The 18,000-nt window shown below is 61.2% G+C and carries 13 protein-coding genes and 1 pseudogene; 6 read left to right on the plus strand and 8 right to left on the minus strand.

Features of this window, described 5'->3' with window-relative positions:
- Window positions 1–20 precede the first annotated feature (20 nt).
- The 3 genes from PQR53_RS22650 to PQR53_RS22660 form a co-directional block, all read right to left on the minus strand.
- On the minus strand, window positions 21–482 hold the full coding sequence (locus PQR53_RS22650) for a (2Fe-2S)-binding protein (RefSeq protein WP_179739193.1): 462 nt from the start codon (window positions 480–482) through the stop codon (window positions 21–23).
- A gap of 26 nt (window positions 483–508) precedes the next feature.
- Window positions 509–2,779, minus strand: coding sequence for a xanthine dehydrogenase family protein molybdopterin-binding subunit (locus tag PQR53_RS22655; RefSeq protein WP_408458664.1), 2,271 nt, complete (start codon window positions 2,777–2,779; stop codon window positions 509–511).
- A gap of 335 nt (window positions 2,780–3,114) precedes the next feature.
- Entirely contained in the window at window positions 3,115–4,008 is an 894-nt protein-coding gene (locus PQR53_RS22660; RefSeq protein WP_408458667.1) for a LysR family transcriptional regulator, read from the minus strand.
- 101 nt (window positions 4,009–4,109) lie between these two features.
- Between PQR53_RS22660 and PQR53_RS22665 the strand changes: the two genes are divergently transcribed.
- Complete coding sequence (locus PQR53_RS22665) at window positions 4,110–5,531, plus strand: aldehyde dehydrogenase family protein (protein WP_408458670.1); 1,422 nt, start codon at window positions 4,110–4,112, stop codon at window positions 5,529–5,531.
- Window positions 5,532–5,657: 126 nt separating this feature from the next.
- Here PQR53_RS22665 and PQR53_RS22670 read toward each other — a convergent pair whose 3' ends face one another.
- Window positions 5,658–6,428: a TIGR04086 family membrane protein gene (locus tag PQR53_RS22670; protein WP_408458673.1), complete on the minus strand. Its 771-nt coding sequence runs from the start codon at window positions 6,426–6,428 to the stop codon at window positions 5,658–5,660.
- 202 nt (window positions 6,429–6,630) lie between these two features.
- Here PQR53_RS22670 and PQR53_RS22675 point away from each other — a divergent pair, with 202 nt between their 5' ends.
- Entirely contained in the window at window positions 6,631–7,557 is a 927-nt protein-coding gene (locus tag PQR53_RS22675; RefSeq protein WP_408458676.1) for an NAD(P)/FAD-dependent oxidoreductase, read from the plus strand.
- Window positions 7,558–8,196: 639 nt separating this feature from the next.
- A pseudogene (locus PQR53_RS22680) lies at window positions 8,197–8,649 on the plus strand (MFS transporter); the annotation flags it as partial.
- Between the two features lie 394 nt (window positions 8,650–9,043).
- Here the strand turns inward: PQR53_RS22680 and PQR53_RS22685 are convergent.
- From PQR53_RS22685 to xylA, 4 genes are all read right to left on the minus strand, one after another.
- On the minus strand, window positions 9,044–10,243 hold the full coding sequence (locus PQR53_RS22685) for a sugar ABC transporter permease (RefSeq protein ID WP_408458679.1): 1,200 nt from the start codon (window positions 10,241–10,243) through the stop codon (window positions 9,044–9,046).
- A complete protein-coding gene (gene xylG, locus PQR53_RS22690; RefSeq protein WP_408458682.1) occupies window positions 10,240–11,808 on the minus strand; it encodes a D-xylose ABC transporter ATP-binding protein in 1,569 nt (522 codons plus the stop codon). The genes PQR53_RS22685 and xylG overlap by 4 nt, the downstream gene beginning before the upstream one ends.
- 88 nt (window positions 11,809–11,896) lie before the next feature.
- Entirely contained in the window at window positions 11,897–12,925 is a 1,029-nt protein-coding gene (gene xylF, locus PQR53_RS22695; RefSeq protein WP_323047409.1) for a D-xylose ABC transporter substrate-binding protein, read from the minus strand.
- A gap of 171 nt (window positions 12,926–13,096) precedes the next feature.
- Entirely contained in the window at window positions 13,097–14,419 is a 1,323-nt protein-coding gene (gene xylA, locus PQR53_RS22700) for a xylose isomerase (protein WP_408458685.1), read from the minus strand.
- A gap of 311 nt (window positions 14,420–14,730) precedes the next feature.
- Here xylA and PQR53_RS22705 point away from each other — a divergent pair, with 311 nt between their 5' ends.
- From PQR53_RS22705 to PQR53_RS22715, 3 genes are all read left to right on the plus strand, one after another.
- Window positions 14,731–15,948, plus strand: a complete 1,218-nt coding sequence (locus PQR53_RS22705; RefSeq protein WP_408458688.1) for a XylR family transcriptional regulator — start codon at window positions 14,731–14,733, stop codon at window positions 15,946–15,948.
- 33 nt (window positions 15,949–15,981) lie between these two features.
- Complete coding sequence (locus PQR53_RS22710; RefSeq protein WP_408458691.1) at window positions 15,982–17,067, plus strand: aldose epimerase family protein; 1,086 nt, start codon at window positions 15,982–15,984, stop codon at window positions 17,065–17,067.
- A gap of 173 nt (window positions 17,068–17,240) precedes the next feature.
- Window positions 17,241–17,549: a DUF4148 domain-containing protein gene (locus PQR53_RS22715; protein WP_408458694.1), complete on the plus strand. Its 309-nt coding sequence runs from the start codon at window positions 17,241–17,243 to the stop codon at window positions 17,547–17,549.
- Window positions 17,550–18,000 lie beyond the last annotated feature (451 nt).

Here is an 18,000-nt window from a genome sequence, read left to right on the forward strand (position 1 = left end):
CCGCCGCAGCGATTTCAGCCCTAAGCAGGCCGCCGCTTCGCGGCCGCCTGATGAATCGCCGCCCGCACCCTCGGGTACGTGCCGCAACGGCACACGATGTTGGACATCGCCGCGTCGATGTCCGCATCGGTGGGATCAGGCTTCTGCTTGAGCAGCGCGCAGGCGGCCATCAACTGCGCGCTTTGGCAGTAGCCGCACTGCACCACGTCGAGATCGATCCACGCCGCTTTTAGCGCCTGCGCTTCGGCGCCCTGCACGCCTTCGATGGTCGTGATCTTCTGCGAGTGCAAGCTCGACATGGGCGTCTGGCACGCAAGACCCGCCTTGCCGTCCAGATGGATCGTGCACGCGCCGCAAATGCCCACGCCGCAGCCGAACTTGGTGCCGGTCATGCCAAGATCGCAACGCAGCACCCACAGCAGCGGCATATCCGGTTCGGCCTGCACGGCCACCGCCCGGCCGTTGATGTTCAGCGATCCCATGCTTGTCTCCGTCAATCCGATGCGTTTCATGCGAGCCTCAACGGCAATGCGCGCAAGCGCTGGCCGGTCAGCGCGAAGATCGCGTTGGCCACCGCCGGCGCGACCGGCGGCACGCCCAGTTCGCCAACGCCCTGCGGGTGCATCTGGCTCGGCATGATGTCGGTTTCGATCAGTGGGCAATCGTTCATCCGCACGACGGGAAAGTCGACGAAGTTCTTCTGCGTCACCTGTCCGGCGTTGATGGTGATTTCGTCCTGCAACGCTGTCGAGAGGCCGAACACGATGCCGCTCTCCATCTGCTGACGAATCAGGTTCGGGTTCACCGGCAGTCCACAGTCGATCACGCAGACCACCCGATGCACGCGAATCAGCTTATTCGGACCGACCGATACTTCCACCACTTGCGCGACGACACTGCCGAACGCTTCGTGCAGCGCAACACCACGCGCCTGCTTACTGCCGTCAGCGCGGTGAGCCATTGGACGGTCCCACTCCGATAGCGCGGCAACGCGCCTCAACACGGCCAGGTGACGCGGATGCTGCGCGAGCAGCGACGCGCGAAACGCAATCGGGTCCTGACCGGTGGCTACGGCGAGCTCGTCGGTAAAGCCCTCGGTGAAAAACGCCTGATGCGAATGGCCGACCGATCGCCAGAATCCCACCGGCACCGGCAATTCGACGATCTTGTGTGCCACGCGCGCGCTGGGCCATTCGTACGGCTGATCGAACGCGCCCTCGCAAGTGGTCTTGTCGATCGGAATGCGGGGCACACCGTAGTAACGCGCAAGCGCTTCCGGCACGATCGCCTGACTCGCAGACGTGGCATGCCACGCGACCAGCTTGCCGTCCTTGTCGAAACCGGCCTTCAATCGCGACACGCACGCCGGACGATAGAAATCGTGGGTGAAGTCCTGCGCACGCGACCAGATCGTTTGCACCGGACGTCCGCCGCCTTCGCGCGCAATCGCCGTGGCTTGCGCGATGAAATCGAGTTCGAGACGACGCCCGAAAGCACCGCCGAGCAGTTGCGTTTGCACGTCGACCTTGTCGGCGTCGATGTCCAGCACCTTCGCGACGTGCTGCCGCGCGAGGGCCGGCATTTGCGTCGAGACCCAGACGGTGGCCGTGCCGTCCGCCACCTGCACCGTGCAATTCACCGGTTCGACCGCGCCATGCGCGAGATACGGTGCGTGGTACTCGGCGGCGAGGGTTCGCGCCGCGCCGCTCAATGCGGCGTCGACGTCACCGTGTTGGTAGTAAGCGTGGCCGTCGCTGCTATCCAGTACTTGCGCGAGGTGGGCATCCACATCCGCGCTCGACAGCGTGGCCGCGGGACCATTGTTCCACACTACGTCGATGGCGCTGACCGCGTTCATCGCGCGGAATGGGTTGTCCGCGATAACCGCAACACCGCCGCTGCCGCCGGCGTAGCGCGGTAACGCGAACGCCTTGATAAAACCCGGCATTTTTGTAGCAGGCGTGGCGTCGAAGTGCGCCACCGTGCCGCCCAGTGTCGGACACATCACCACGCTCGCGTAGATGAGACGGTCGGGCAATGCGTCGATGCCGAACCGGGCCGTGCCGTTGATTTTCGATGCGGCTTCGATGCGTCGCATTGGTTTGCCGATCAGTTTGAAGTCCGCGGGATCTTTCAGCGCGACCTTGCGCGGCAGCGGCTGCTGTGCGGCCAACGTGGAGAGTTCGCCGAAGCTCGCCCTGTGGCCTGATGCGTGCAGTACGTAGCTACCTTCCGTACGGCATTCGCCGGGCGGCACCTTCCATTGCCCGGCCGCCGCGCCGATCAGCATCGCGCGCGCCGAGGCGCCGGCTTCGCGCATCGGCGTCCATAGATCGTTCATGCTCGATGAGCCGCCCGTCATCATCGTGCCGGCGTCGCGCACTAGCTTGCGGGTCAGCCAGACAGTGGCGCGCTTGACCGTGCTGTCGTCGTCCGGACGAAACGGCAGATCGTCGATGATGTTCTGCACACTGTTGTAGATCCTGTCGATCGGCGAGTTTTCGACTCGGACGTGCGACCAGTCGGCATCCAGTTCCTCGGCCAGCAGCATCGCGAGGCCGGTGTGGATACCCTGGCCCATTTCCGCTTTGCACATCATGATCGTGACGCTGTTGTCGGCGGCGATTTTGACCCAGCCGTTGAGCGCGAGCTGGTTACCTTCGGCCGGCAGCGGCGCGGAGGGGGTCAGGCGCTGGCCCGGCGGCAGCACCGACCAGCCGACCAGCAATGCGCCGAGGGCGCTGGCGCCGCCTAGCAGGAAGGTTCTGCGCTTTAACATCGTATGGCTCGGTCAGCTTGCACGGTGACGGGGAAGCTGTGAAAGCGCGGGGCACGCTCGCGATTAGTACTTCAGAACACTAATAAGACGGGCGAGTGCGTGGAGGACTGAAAGCCAGAGGTTCAGCCGTCAGGTTCGGCGCTGACGGAGCCTTAGCGAAAAAGGACATGCGCGTGCCGTATGTCAGTTCATTAAATGCTATTGGTCGCGTGGCGGCACGCTGCAGTGCACCTGGGTTGAACGGCGAAGAAGCGCAGGCGTGGCGTATTTTTGCTAACGATCGGGCGCCGAGTCGATGACGCGCCGAACGCGCATACGAAAAGCCTTTGAACGGCCTAGCTCCCCCCGCCCTCCCGAATCATCTCAATCAACGCCCGCAGCCCCGCCGGCACATGGCGCCGTCCTGGATAGTAGAGACACAGCCCGTCGAACGGCGGCGTCCAGTCTTCCAGCACGCGCTGCAACGTTCCCGCCTCCAAATCCGCGGCCACGTTCCATTCCGTCATATACGCCAACCCGAAGCCCTCGCGGGCCGCCTGCATCACCAGCAAGGGTTCGTCGAGCGTCAGCATGCCCTGCACATCGACGCTGATCGCCTCGCCACGCCGCTCGAACTCCCAGTGATAAATGCGCCCGCTCGGCATGCGCAGCCGGATACAACGGTGCGCGCGCAGATCGTCGGGCGTGCGCGGCTTGGGATGATCGGCGAAATAAGCTGGACTCCCAACTACCGCAAAGCGCTGCGGCGCGTTGAACGGGACCGCGATCATGTCCTGCGGCACGGACTCAGCCAGACGAATGCCGGCGTCAAAGCCTTCCACCACGATGTCGATCATGCGCCCCTCGGTGACGAGATCGAGCTTCATCTCCGGATAGCGGCGCAGGTAGTCCAGCAATAAGGGCATGACCTGCCGCGCCGCGCCTGCCGAGGTGTTGATGCGCAGCGTGCCCGCGGGCGTGTCGCGATAGCTGCCGGCCTGCTCGATAGCCACGCGTATCGTCGACAGCGCGGGCGCCACACTGTCGACGAATTGCGCGCCCGCTTCGGATAGCGACACGCTGCGCGTCGTGCGATTGAACAGCCGCACCCCAATGCGCGCCTCCAACGCCGCAATCGCATGGCTTAGCGCCGATGTCGACACACCGAGTTCCGTTGCCGCCGCGCGGAAGCTGCGATGGCGCGCCACCGCCAGCACGCCTTCCAGTTCGCTCAAACCGGGCGTTTTCATTATCCCATCCTGCTCAACGAATCATCCTTGATTATATGGCTAGTCAGCCTAATCCCTTGAGCCTATCGTTGACGCAACACGACTTTTGTCCAGGAGCTTTCATGCAGCAAATCGACACGGTGTATATCGACGGGGCGTTCGTCACGCCGCACGGCGAGGAATGGTTCGAGCTGTTCAATCCGGCTAGGGAGACGGTTATCGGCAAGGTGCATCTCGCCGACGCAGAAGACGCGCGCCGCGCCATCGCCGCCGCCAAACAAGCCTTCCCGCAGTTTTCGCGCACGAGCAAAGAGGAACGCATCGCGCTGCTCGAACGCATGCACGACGCGGTTCAAGCAAGAGAAGAGCAGCTCTTCGAAGCGATCGTCGACGAATACGGCGCACCGGTTTCACGTGCGCGCTGGATGGCGAAGTATCCGGCCGACGTGATTGCGAGTGTCGTCACGGTGCTGCGAAGCTACGAATTCACGCGGCGCGCCGGCACGGCCGACGTCGTCATGCAACCGCTCGGCGTCGCCGGATTGATTACGCCGTGGAATAGCAATGGCGGCTTTATCTGCGGGAAACTGGCGGCGGCCGTGGCGGCCGGCTGCACGGCCGTGATCAAACCGAGCGAGATGAGCGCGATCCAGACGCAGATCGTGACCGAGGCATTGCACGATGCCGGTTTGCCGGCTGGCGTGTTCAACATTGTTACGGGCCGCGGCGAAACTGTCGGCGCGGAAATCAGCGCGCATCCCGATGTGGCGAAGATTTCCTTCACCGGATCGACGGCTGTCGGCAAGACGATTCTGCGCACGGGCGCCGAGACATTGAAGCGCGTCACGTTGGAGTTGGGCGGCAAATCGCCGGTGCTTGTCCTCGACGACGCCGATTTCGCCGAAGCGGTTCCGCTGGCGCTCCAAGCCGGTTTTATGAACAGCGGCCAGGCATGTATTGCCGGCACACGCATCCTGGTGCCGCAAAGCCGTCTTGCGGAATTCGAAGAGCGGGTGCGTCTTGAAGTCGCTCGCACGCAAGCTGGTGATCCGCGCGACCCGGTTACGCAGATCGGCCCGATGGTCAGCCGCAAACAATGGGAACGCGTGCAGCGCTATATCCGCATTGGCATCGACGAAGGTGCGCGCCTGATTGCCGGTGGCGAAGGCCGGCCCGCAGGACTGGAGCGCGGCTGGTTCGTGCGGCCTACCGTGTTTAGCGGCGTCAGCAATGACATGACGATTGCCCGAGAGGAGATTTTTGGACCCGTGCTGTCGATCATTGCGTATCGCGATACCGAGGAAGCGATCGCGATCGCCAATGACACAAGCTACGGGCTGCAAGCTTACGTACTCTCAGCCGATGCGGCGCGGGCTCGCGCCGTGGCCACTCGCATCGACGCGGGGCGCGTGCTGGTCAACACACTGGCACACGAACCCGCTGCACCGTTCGGCGGCTTCAAGCAATCGGGCATCGGTAGGGAGTACGGTACTTTCGGGCTGGAAGCGTTCATGGAGCCGAAGTCGCTTCTCGGCGTGAACTGACTGTCGTGATTCACTTAAGGTTGAACTATGGGCGTCGAAAACAGGGCTTGGCGGCTATGCCGCTCAGCTAAGCTTGAACCTGTGTTTCGCACGAGTTTGAACTATCGGTGGTGTCGGAACCGGGCATCAAGATGCCCGGTAGCCAGGCACTTCAGGAAGCGGATTGCGGCTCCGAAGGGCACTTTCAGTCGAAGCGCCACCGGCTTCTTCGAACGGCGGCTGATGACGAAAGCCTGCCTGGCCCGAGACGATCGAAATGATTGCGCCGACTATGAGTGCGGCGAACGAAAACCATGACGCCCGTGCTACGCCGCGTGCTGCTGTGTCGGCGGCCTGACGTGCATCGGCTTCAGTCTGGGGGCTCGATGCCTCAGCGGTCGCGGAGGCGAACGCACCCTGTACCTGTTGCGCCAGGGAGTGGGTCACCGCGCCGGCCGTCCCCGACAGATTAGCTGTCGCCCCGACTGTCGCACCGGTCTGCGCGACGCTTCCGGCGGTACTCATCGCGCCCCCGACCAGCGCGGTCGCGCCATAGACCACCATCAGAATCATGACTGCCCACGCAAGCAGGCCGTGAAGCCATCCCAGCACGGGCGCGCAGCGACCCGCGAAGTAAGAGCCCACAAATACCGCGATGACCTTCATGATGATCAGATAGGCGCCTGACCCAAAGCCAAAACCCTGCAGCGGGTTGGGCCGCGTGAGTGGAGAAAGGGCCGACGTGCCTATCGCCGCTCCGAGTACAGTAAGGATGAGATAGACGATCAACGAGAGAATGACGCCCGCGATCACGGAACCCCATGAAACGCGGAACAGGGAAACGATGGACGGGTCCGTAGCGTGCCAGGTTTGACACCAGCCACGGGCGGCGCCGGCGCCAATGCGCGGTCGCGGCATGAACGTTGCGGGCTTGAAGGACTCTCCCGCGAGGATACGCAATCCAATGATGACAATGCCCCCATCAGTGCTACGTCACCTGAAACTGAAACGATAGAGGACGCGCGTGCAGCGACCTGACTCGCGGTCGATGCTCGCCGTCCGTAGCGCGCGTTGCTGAAGGGCGTTGTGCGGTCATTGTGCTTAATGGCGGTGCTTTCCGATGAATAGTTCGATCGACTGTGTAATCGTAGGCGGAGGGCCCGCCGGCTTGACTGCGGCTCTTTATCTTGCGCGCTATCGCCGGACGACGCGCGTCTTCGACGCTGGCGAAAGTCGCGCGCGACTTATCCCCATTGCGCGCAACGTGCCCGGCTTTCCAGCGGGTATCAGCGGTGAGGCCTGGCTGGCGAACCTGCGTGAACAGCTTACGCTCTACGACGTGGCGCCCGAACATGCCGTGGTGGAAAGCATCGTGGCTGTCGGCGATGGATTCCGGATTGACTATCGTCCACTACGAGGCGGTGACGCGGACACAGCGTGCTCGGTACACGCCAGGCGTGTTTTGCTCGCCGCCGGTATACGTGACGGACTGCCCTTGGTGCCCAACGCCGATGAGTTGACGCGCGCCGGCCTGTTCCGCCTCTGTCCGATATGCGACGGTTACGAGAGTGAAGGCAGGCGGGTCGCGATGTTAGGACCGGCGAAGTGCGCGCTACCGCATGCCATCTTTATGCGGACTTTTTCACGCGACGTGTCTGTGGTGGCGTCCGACCTTGACGGGCTCTCTGGCGCAGAAGTGGATGCAGCTGCGGCCAGTGGCGTCAGTTTGATAGCTCTATCGAGACTCGAAGCACCTACGGGCGATGACCAGGCGATACAGATCATCGATCAAGGCGGAGTCATCCACCGTTTCGACTCGGTATATCCGGTCATGGGTTGCCATCCTCAGACCGATGTATTGGGACTTGAAGTAGGGCGCGACGAGGATGGAATGGTGACAACCGACAAGCATCAGCGTACGAGCATCCAACGTCTGTACGCGGCTGGCGACATCGTCAATACCCTCAATCAGATCAGCGTTGCCTCGGGCGAAGCGGCCATTGCCGCGACGGCGATTCACAAGAGCCTTCCACACAACGCCCGTTAGAGCGCTTGCGTTGCTCCGACCACGGCGCATCAGCGCTGCCGCTTCGCGTTCGTGATTTCCGCTGCGATGAAGCCGCGGGGGGGAATTGCTGGCAGCGGGATACCGCCGATCACAAGATCTATCGCCGAGGAAGGTCGGTGGGGCTTTCTGACTCGAAATTGATGATGACGGCTCCCCCGGCCGCCCAATCGTCGCGGATCGTAGAACGGCTCGGCTATGTTCGCATAGCAGCCTCCGTCAATGACTAGCAGCGGCTTACTGCCGAACCTCGCCCGATTTATCTGTGGACGACGCGCCTGAAGGCGACATAGCCTTCGAGCGCTTGTCCATCAGCGTCCCGCTCGCGTTGCCAGGACTTCCCTTGTTTCCCGCCTCGTCCATTTTCTTGCTGGCAGTGCCAGAGTCAATGGCGCCAGTTCCACTTGCCGTCTTTGGTCGCTCCTGCTGTGCTTGCACGCCTGCTGACGCCCCGAAAGCTACGCCCGCGACGAGGGCGAGCACCCGCGCTGATCTGCTCATGATGGTCTCCAAAGTTCATGATGCAAACTATCAGCATGGACCGTGCCGCGCCGGCCATATAGTCGGAGCCTTGTCGTTCCCATCGAACAACCCTAGGCGAAGAGCGTTTTAACCAGCTCGTTTGTCGAGGGCGCGCTTTGCGTCGTGAAGTTGCCCGCATCTGGGCGGCTTTCGGATCTGATCGGGCGCAAGCTTGTGATCGTCGGCGGAATTGTCGCTGAAGCGTTGCTGGCATTCCCGCTATCCTGGCTGCTCGACACCCGCGAGTTTCCCTTCGCACTGCTGGGATACCTGCTAATGATGACCGCTTTCGCCGCCAACTACGGACCAATTGCCACTTTTCTCGCGGAGCCGTTCGGCGCTCAGATTCGGTACTCCGGCCTGTCGGTCAGCTACATGCTGTCTGGACTGTTGGGCAGCGCCGCGACGCCGATCGTCACGACGGCACTACTGTCGGCCACCGGGAAGGGATCCTCGGTTGCGTGGCTTATGGTCGCGTCAGCGGTCATTTCGATTGCTGCGTTGCTGCTGATTGCGGAAACGTCCAGAAGGGATCTGGGTACGGCGACTTAGCTCAGTTGTTAATATCAAGACTTCTGTTTGGCCGGTGCGACAAATGGACGGGTTCTGTCTGGAAAGCGAACGGATATTCGAACATCCTATAGAGTTGCTCCCATCTGACGTGCGCATTCCTTACATTGGCCCGCCATCCACAGCGTGAACCACCCGAGTCCGCCTAGGAATATCTCTAACAGCACTATCCCGTCTATCAACATGAACAGGGTGTCTCGATGACGAATTTGCGACACTCCGACGACGGCAATCGGGAGAAGAATGAGAATCCATCCCGACAATCGAAACATGCGTCGGCGTTCAACTGATTTGGCGTTCTGCGGCGCCGGAGGCGCGCAAAATACGAACTAGTGATGAACCGCTCCATGGCCGACACGCCTTGCCGCCAAGCGCTTCACCGCCGGTTCGACCCCGACACAACATCGATCCAAACAGCCAACACGAGAATGCTGCCCTTCACGATCATTTGCCAGTAAGCGTCGACGTCGAGCATCGACATGCCGTTGTCCAGGCTCGCCATCACCAGGGCGCCGATCAACGCCCCATACACCGTACCGGAACCGCCACGCATCGAGGTGCCGCCGATAAAGCACGCAGCGATCGCGTCGAGTTCGCCCATCGATCCCGCCGACGGCGAACCGGCCGCAAGCCGCGCCGTATTGACGATCCCGGCGAACGCGGACATCAGTCCCATCAACGCGAAGATGGCGAGCTTCACGCGATTGGTATTCACGCCGGAAAGCCGCGTCGCTTCCAGATTGGAACCCACCGCATAGATGCGTCGCCCGAACACGGTCTGTGTGGCGATCCACGTGAAAATCCCTAGCAGCGCGAGCAGCAGCAAAACCGGCACGGGAATCCCGCCATAACGATCGAGCGTGGCGACAAACGCGGCCAGAATCACGCCGGCGCCGACCACCTTCATGACGTCCTGCCATACCGGCACCACGCGCAACTTATAACGCTCGCGGTTGCGCCGTTGGCGCAGCGTCAGAAACGCCAGCACCACGAACAGCACGACAGCGAGCGAGTCGCCCGCGACGCGCGGCAAATACCCCTGGCCGACGAACACAAAGCCGTCGGAAACCGGCGCAATCGTCGAACCGCCCGTGACGCCGAGCAGAATGCCGCGATACGCGAGCATGCCGCCCAGGCCGACAATAAACGAAGGCACTCGCCGATACGTCGACCACCATCCATTGAACATGCCGACGAGTACACCGAGCAGCATCACCACCGGCACGGTGACGCCGATCGGCCAATGCCGGTTCACGTCGAGAATCGCCGCCACGCCGCCGAGCAAACCCAGCAACGATCCGACCGACAGATCGATCTCGCCTGCGATGATCACGAACACCATGCCGCATGCGAGCATGCCGGTAATCGACATCTGCCGCAGCAGATTCGACAGATTACGCGGTGTGACAAACGCGCCGTGCGTCAGAAAAGAAAAGAAAATCCAGATCACGGCCACGGCGATCAGCAACGCGAGAATCTTGTAGCGCGCGAATAATTGCTGAATGCGCTGCGGGCCACCGAATGCGCCTCGTGGCGCGGCGCCTTCTGCGGATTGGGAAGTGACGTCGGGAGTCATGCGGCACTCGCTTCGGTTGGTGCGCCTGGGTTTAGGGATCGCTGCACAGGACGGATCGCGGCGCTGAGAATGTCCTCTTGCGTGAGGCCGTCGTTGACGAAATCACCACGCAATTCGCCTTCGCCGATCACCAGCACGCGGTCGCTGATGCCCAGTACTTCGGGCAATTCTGACGACACCATCACGATCGACATGCCACGCTGTGCCAGTTGAAAAATCAGTTTGTAGATTTCGTATTTCGCACCGACGTCGACACCGCGAGTCGGTTCGTCGAGGATCAGCACTTTGGGGTCGGTCAACAGCATGCGCGTGAGCACAGCCTTCTGCTGATTGCCACCCGACAGGCTCGCGATCGACAACATGGGATGCGCGGCACGCACTGAAAGCCGCTTCATCTCCGTGTGAATCGTGTCGAGTTCGGCGGCGGAATCGATCCGGCCACCCTTCGCGAAGCGTTGCAACACAGCAAGCGTGATGTTGTGCCCGACGCTCAGACCCGGCACGATGCCGTGACGCTTGCGATCTTCCGGCACCATACCCACACCGGCGCGAATCGCGTCCACGGGTGCGCGAATCTTCAATGGCTTGCCTTCCATCACCACCGTCGCTTCGCTCACACCGGGATACGCGCCGAAGATCGCCTGCATCAGCTCCGTGCGCCCCGCGCCAACCAAACCCGCAACACCGAGAATCTCGCCACGTCGCAGCGCAAACGACACGTCGTTGACACGCTTGCGGCGTGGATTAGTGACATCGAAACAGGTGACGTGGCGTGCCTCGAAGATCACGTCGCCAATGGGATGAGGTTCGCGCGGAAACAGGTTCTTGATCTCGCGGCCGACCATCAGCGAAATGATGCGGTCCGTGGTCAGCGCACGCATCGGCTCGGTAGCGACATGGCGGCCGTCGCGAATCACGCTGATCGTGTCGCACACGGCCGCTACTTCGTCGAGCTTGTGTGAGATATACACGCAGGCGACACCGCGGCGCTTCAGATCGCGCACGATATCCAGCAGGATATGAATCTCCGTAGCGGTCAACGACGACGACGGTTCATCCAGGATCAACAGCTTTGCGCGCTTGTTCAGCGCCTTGGCGATCTCGATCAATTGCTGGTGACCGCCGCCGTAGTTCATCACCGGTTGTGCGGAATTGATTCCGCTTATGCCGAGTTCGCGCAGCAGTTCATCGGCGCGCTGATACATCGCGGCGTAATTCATTCTGCCGCCGGGCAGCGTGATTTCGTTGCCGAGAAAGATGTTCTCCGCAACCGAGAGCTCCGGCACCAGCATCAACTCCTGGTGGATGATGATGATGCCCGCGCGTTCCGTGTCCCTTATGCTCACGGCCTTCAGCGGCTCACCTTCCCAGATGATTTCGCCGTCCCAGGTACCGTGAGGGTAGACGCCGGACAGCACTTTCATCAGCGTCGATTTGCCCGCGCCGTTTTCTCCGCACAAGCCCACGCACTCGCCTGGGGCCACCGTCAGGTCGATGCCGTCCAGCGCCTTCACGCCGGAAAACGTCTTGACGATGCCGCGCATCGTCAGTAATGGTTGCGTCATTCGCTATGCCTCGCTGCAAGGCGCGCGGTGACGCCGGTGTGCCTGACGCGTATCAGGCACACCGGCTTCTACCGCGCACACGTTACGCTCATTGGCTCGCGAGCTGGGCCTGGGTGTAGAAGCCGTCCTTAACGACCACGTCGACATTGCTCTTGGTGAGCAAGGTAGGTTGCAGAAGCACTGTGTCGACCTTCTTCTTGCCGTTGTCGTACTGGGCGTTAAAGGCCGGCTTCTCGCCCTTCGCAAGTGCGACGGAGAGTTTTGCCGCTTCGCCTGCGATCAGTTTCAGTGGCTTGTACACGGTCATGGTCTGCGTACCGGCGATCACACGTTTCACTGCGGCCAGATCGGCGTCCTGACCCGATACCGGCACTTTGCCCGCCATATGCTGCGCGGCGAGCGCCTGAATCGCGCCGCCCGCGGTGCCGTCGTTAGAGGCGACGATTGCGTCGATCTTGTTGTTGTTCGCCGTGAGCGCGTCTTCAGTGATGCGCAGCGCGGTCGACGCGCTCCACTCCGGTACCCATTGCTGACCGACCACCTTGATGTCGCCCTTATCCATCGCGGGCTTCAGGATCTTGAGCTGGCCTTCGCGCAGCATCTTCGCGTTGTTATCGGTCGGCGCGCCGCCGAGCAGGAAGTAGTTGCCCTTCGGTTGCGCGTTGTAGACGCCTTGCGCTTGCAGCTCGCCGACCTTCTCGTTGTCGAACGAGATATAGGCGTCCACGTCGGCATCGAGAATCAGGCGGTCATACGAAACGACCTTGATGCCCGCTTTTTTGGCTTCGGCGACCACATTGCCGAGCGTCTTCGAATTGAACGGCACGATCACGATCACGTCCACGCCGCGCGAGATCAGGTTTTCGATTTGCGAAATCTGTCGCTCTTCGCTCGCATCGGCGGATTGCACCGATACTTTGGCGCCAAGCTTTTCTGCTGCGGCAACGAAATAGTCTCGATCGCGCGACCAGCGCTCGACGCGCAGATCATCGATACAGAAACCAATTTCAGGGTGGTCCTTGCTTGCATGCGCGAGTGGCGCGACAAGCGACAGGCTGGCGAGCATCGCTCCACACACGAGCGAACTCAGTACGGTACGACGCGTTGCGAATTTCATGTCTCACTCCTTGTTCTGATAGCCGGAATACCGGATTGGACGGTCTGTGCTGCGAGCCACAGAACCGGACAAGCGACAACCCAAAGCTTCCTGTCTCGCGCGGTCGACGTGGCCGTGCGATTTTTATCGTTTACTGCGCGCCCTGTTTGGGCGTTACTTCGTGACTGCCTTTTAGCGCCTGCTATAAATCGCCTGATTCACAACGTTTTCCAACTGCTCCTGGCGGCCGCTCGCGTGCTGCGGATTCAGGTCACGGGTCAATGCATCCGTGGCCAGCGTCGCGAGCGAATAGTCGCCCGTCAGGATCTTGCGGCCAAACTCCGACTCCCAGCCTGCGTAGCGCTGACGTTTGAACTGCTCGAGCCGGTCGTTTTCAATCAGCGTCGCCGCGCGCTCGACGGCGAGTGCCAGATTATCGATTGCCCCGATATGGCCGAAAAACAGATCTTCCGCATCGACACTCTGCCGCCGCACCTTGGCGTCGAAATTCATCCCGCCGGTCGTGAAGCCGCCGTGCTTGAGAATTTCGTAGAAGGCCAGCGTCAGTTCTTCGACGCTGTTCGGAAACTGATCCGTATCCCAGCCGTTTTGTTGATCGCCGCGATTCGCGTCGACGCTGCCGAAAATGCCCAGCGCGTAGGCGGTAGCGATCTCGTGATGAAACGAGTGACCGGCCAGGGTCGCGTGATTGGCCTCGATGTTCACGCGAATCTCTTTTTCGAGCCCGTATTGCAGCAGGAAGCCGTGTACGGTCGCCACGTCGTAGTCGTATTGATGCTTGGTCGGCTCCTGCGGCTTCGGTTCGATCAGCAGTGCGCCGTTGAAGCCGATCTTGTGCTTGTGCTCGACGACCATGTGCAGGAACCGGGCAAGCTGATCCCGTTCGCGCGCGAGGTCGGTATTGAGCAGCGTGTCGTAGCCTTCCCGCCCGCCCCACAGCACATAGTTTTCACCACCGAGCCGTTGGGTTGCGTCGAGCGCATGACGAACCTGCGTGGCGGCAAACGCGAAAATTTCCGGATCGGGGCTGCTCGCCGCGCCCGCGGCGTAACGCGGATGCGAGAACAGATTGGCCGTGCCCCACAACAGTTTGATGCCGGTATCCTGCTGCTTGCGCGCCAGATAATCGGCGATACGCGTAAAGTTCTCGCTATAGTCCTTCAGGCTATTGCCTTCCGGTGCGACGTCGGTATCGTGAAACGTGTAGTACGGGGTACCAAGCTTCGAGAACAACTCGAATGCCGAATCGGCCTTTTGTTGCGCCCGCTCCATGGCGTCGCCTGCTTGCTGCCACGGACGCCGGAATGTCCCCTGCCCGAAGATATCCACGCCCGGCCAGACGAACGTATGCCAGTAGCACACGGCGATGCGCAAGTGTTCTTCGAGTGTCTTGCCGAGCACGCGTTTGCTCTTGTCGTAGTGGCGATACGCAAGCGGGTTATCCGATTGCGGGCCTTGATAGCGGATCTCGGGAATGTGTTCGAAGTAGGACATCAGCGTCTCCTGTGTCGACCTGGATTTAGCGCCTTAGCGCTTACTCAGGTCCCATGCTGCATTGCAACCCGTGCGACATCGCCGCGCCGGTCGATAAGGTGACGCCATGCTGCCGCTTGCCAGAGGCATCGGCAATTGCGAAATTGCGCAGCGTGCTTAACGTTTCTCACTGCCCACGCGTTTGTTTCACACCGGCGCGAGCTTCGCGGCCTAGAATAACCAGACGCTTAAAAACGGTGCTGCCTTCGGAGCGCACCCTACAGGAGACGAAGGCGCCGCGAGTCCTGACGATCCGCACGCCGCCCACTGCCATGACCCGTCCGCAAACACCCCAGACGACCCATAGGATCGCGCTGCTGTTCAACGCGAACAAGGTGTATGACCGCGAGATCATCACCGGCATCGGCAATTACCTGCTGTCCACGCGCGTGGCGTGGGATCTCTTCCTCGAAGAAGATTTCCGCTGCCGGTTGACGGGTATCGAGCGTTTCGACGGTGACGGCATCATCGCGGATTTCGACGATCCCGCTGTGGGCGAAGCGCTGCGTGATTGCGCGCTGCCGGTGGTGGCGGTCGGTTCGTCGTTCGAAGATCCGGCGCACTATCCTCCGGACTTACCCTATATCGCAACCGATAACAGCAAGCTCGTTTCGCTTGCCTATACGCATCTGATCGGCGCGGGACTCGAGCATTTCGCGTTGTATAGCCTGCCGCAGGCGCAAGAAAATCGCTGGGCGCAGCAACGTGAGCTCGCATTCGCTCACCTGCGCAGCGCGAACGGCCACAGTGCCGAGCAGATCGGCACCGAGATCTATCGCGGGCTGTCGACCAGTGCGCCGTCATGGAATCAGGCAACCGAACAGCTCACCGCGTGGTTGAGCCAATTGCCGAAGCCGGTCGGCATCATCGCCGTCACCGACGCTCGTGCGCGGCATCTATTGCAGGCCTGTTTGATCGCGGGTATTCCCGTACCCGAAGAAATCGCGATCATCGGCATCGACAACGATCCACTTACGCGCACGCTCACTCGTATTCCGCTTTCCTCCGTGATTCAAGGCACCGAGGAAATGGGACGCACCGCCGCTCACCTGCTGCATCAGATGCTGCATGGCGCACGTTTTCCGGGGCGGCGCATTCTCGTGCCGCCGGTAGGCATCAACGTGCTCGAATCGACCCAACACCAGCCGCTAGCGAGTCCCTATGTGATGCGCGCGCGGCACTTCATCCGTCAGTACGCTTGCCAGGGCATTCGCACCGAACAGGTTGCCGATTACGTGGGTGTGTCGCGTTCTTCGCTCGAAGAGTACTTTCGACGTGAACGGCAATGCACCGTGCATCAGGAAATCCTGCGGCACAAGCTCGATGTCGCAAAGGCGCTGCTGGCCAAGCGCGATGCCTCGAGCGCCGAGGTAGCGATCCGGTGTGGCTTCACGTCGCTGCAATACATGTACGCGGTATTTCGCCGCGAACTCGGTTGTACGCCGCGTGAATACCAGGAACGCGCGAATTCCACGGCGACGCCCGGCTGAGCATGCCTTTCATCTATTACCTCGACCGACGAAATGATCAGCATTGCACCTCTTTCTTCTGAGCCATGGGGCACGCTGCCCGGCGGCGATCCCGTGCGGCTCTTCACGCTGCGCAACGCGCACGGCATGAAAGTCGCCATTAGCGACCTGGGCGCGACGCTGGTCTCCTGGCATGCGCCGGATCGCGCGGGACGTCTCGGCGACATTCTGCTCGGCCACGACACAGCCGCCGAATATGTTGCGGCCACAACCTACATGGGCGGACTGATCGGCCGGTGGGCGAACCGCATTGCCGATGCGCGCTTCTCGCTCGACGGCATCGAGTACACACTCGATCGCAATGAAGGCACGAATCTGCTGCATGGCGGCACGCAGGGTTTTAATCGCACGATGTGGGATGCAAGCGAAGACAATGGCGCACTACTCATGCGCCTCGAATCGCCCGAAGGTGACGCCGGGTTTCCGGGCAACGTCACGGTGCAAGTGCGTTATTCGCTCGACAACGACGGCACGTTGACGATCGCCTATGAAGCCGTCACGGACGCAGCGACACCGCTCAACTTGACGAGTCATCCGTACTTCAACCTCACGGGCCGGCGAGGCGCCGATATCCGCGGACATGTGTTGTCGATCGATGCAGACCGGTTCTTCGAAGTGGATGCGTCGATGATTCCTTGCGAGCTTGCCGAAGTGGCGGGCAACGCGTTCGACTTCCGGCAGAGCGCGCCGATCGGCGCGCGGCTCGATTGGCCGCATGCGCAACTTGCGAGAGCCAGCGGTTTCGATCACTGCTATGTGCTGCGTGACGTGCCTGATACCGCGATGGTCGGTGCCATCGAGCGGATGCGCGAGGTGGCATGTGCATATGACCCCGGCAGCGGGCGTGAACTGACCGTCTCGACCGATCAGCCCGGCTTACAGTTCTATACCGGCAATTTCCTGAACGGGGACACGGGACGCGGCGGCATTGCATACCAGCAGCACGCCGGACTCTGCCTCGAAGCGGGTGGCTTTCCAAATCAGGTCAATATGGCCGGGCAGGAGCAGGTCATCGTGCGGCCGGGCAATGCTTACCAGCAGCTAACGGCGTATCGGGTTGGAATACGTTCTGGAGTCTGAAGTAATTCTTCATATCTTATGAGCGGCATTACATAACGCCGACTTGTTATTTTCTGCAAGACTGAATTACGGGTTTAGGGGTTTTCCCTGGATCGCCCGCTTCCTAGAATCGATGTATGGGCACCGAGCACATGTTGCGGTGCCGACTAAATCAATTCTCGGAGGGAAGCATCATGAAATCGCTGATCAAAGCAGTCGCGCTAGTTGTAGTTCTCGCAGCCCCGGTGGCTGCGTTCGCACAGTCCGAGCAACCGTTGACCCGCGCGGAGGTCAAGGCGCAACTGGTTCAGATTGAGCAGGCCGGCTACAACCCAGCGGTTGCAACTGATGCGACCTATCCCGCGGATATTCAGGCCGCAGAAGCACGTGTAGCCGCACAGCATGACACCGGCTATGGTTCCTCGGGCAACGGGTCATCGCAAACCGGCACTCCCGCAGCCACTGCGATGCCGGGTCAGCCCATGCCGATGGACGGTCAGTAACACGCAACTGCTATCTGCTGTCGTCTATCGCTGCGTCGTTCGATGCGAACCGTGCTTGTTCAGGCGCACGCTCGCATCGAACGCATTCCACTTTGCGCGACTATGACGGCACAGTGTCAGAAAATCCTTTGACGAAAATAATGGCTCCTATATCCTAGGGCGGCAGTTTGGTGGTTCTCGCAGCGCAGTCGATTTGCATTGGCGAGAACTTCTACTCAACGTCGCTTCGGGTTCCATCGTGAAAGTCCGTGGTCCATTGGTGAGATATCAGCCTGGTCGGGAAAGAACATTCCTGTCCGGCTGTTCAATCGCTCATCAGGGGAGTCGCTGCGCTTCGCCGTCCCGTCCCCTGTCCATTGATACCGTGTTGTCGCGCCGCTCTGTGCGCCGACACAACGTCATTGCCGCGCCCGCAGCCATCGGCGTGCGAACTGACGAAATCGCGTCGCTT

It is taken from the genome of Paraburkholderia fungorum (assembly GCF_046027605.1).
Lineage (GTDB): Bacteria > Pseudomonadota > Gammaproteobacteria > Burkholderiales > Burkholderiaceae > Paraburkholderia > Paraburkholderia fungorum_F.

Excerpts from the sequence above, each read along its gene's own strand:
- PQR53_RS22650 (WP_179739193.1), bottom strand. The coding sequence starts at position 482 with ATGGGATCGCTGAACATCAACGGCCGGGCGGTGGCCGTGCAGGCCGAA.
- PQR53_RS22655 (WP_408458664.1), bottom strand. The coding sequence starts at position 2,779 with ATGTTAAAGCGCAGAACCTTCCTGCTAGGCGGCGCCAGCGCCCTCGGC.
- PQR53_RS22660 (WP_408458667.1), bottom strand. The coding sequence starts at position 4,008 with ATGAAAACGCCCGGTTTGAGCGAACTGGAAGGCGTGCTGGCGGTGGCG.
- PQR53_RS22665 (WP_408458670.1), top strand. The coding sequence starts at position 4,110 with ATGCAGCAAATCGACACGGTGTATATCGACGGGGCGTTCGTCACGCCG.
- PQR53_RS22670 (WP_408458673.1), bottom strand. The coding sequence starts at position 6,428 with ATGCCGCGACCGCGCATTGGCGCCGGCGCCGCCCGTGGCTGGTGTCAA.
- PQR53_RS22675 (WP_408458676.1), top strand. The coding sequence starts at position 6,631 with ATGAATAGTTCGATCGACTGTGTAATCGTAGGCGGAGGGCCCGCCGGC.
- PQR53_RS22685 (WP_408458679.1), bottom strand. The coding sequence starts at position 10,243 with ATGACTCCCGACGTCACTTCCCAATCCGCAGAAGGCGCCGCGCCACGA.
- xylG (WP_408458682.1), bottom strand. The coding sequence starts at position 11,808 with ATGACGCAACCATTACTGACGATGCGCGGCATCGTCAAGACGTTTTCC.
- xylF (WP_323047409.1), bottom strand. The coding sequence starts at position 12,925 with ATGAAATTCGCAACGCGTCGTACCGTACTGAGTTCGCTCGTGTGTGGA.
- xylA (WP_408458685.1), bottom strand. The coding sequence starts at position 14,419 with ATGTCCTACTTCGAACACATTCCCGAGATCCGCTATCAAGGCCCGCAA.
- PQR53_RS22705 (WP_408458688.1), top strand. The coding sequence starts at position 14,731 with ATGACCCGTCCGCAAACACCCCAGACGACCCATAGGATCGCGCTGCTG.
- PQR53_RS22710 (WP_408458691.1), top strand. The coding sequence starts at position 15,982 with ATGATCAGCATTGCACCTCTTTCTTCTGAGCCATGGGGCACGCTGCCC.
- PQR53_RS22715 (WP_408458694.1), top strand. The coding sequence starts at position 17,241 with ATGAAATCGCTGATCAAAGCAGTCGCGCTAGTTGTAGTTCTCGCAGCC.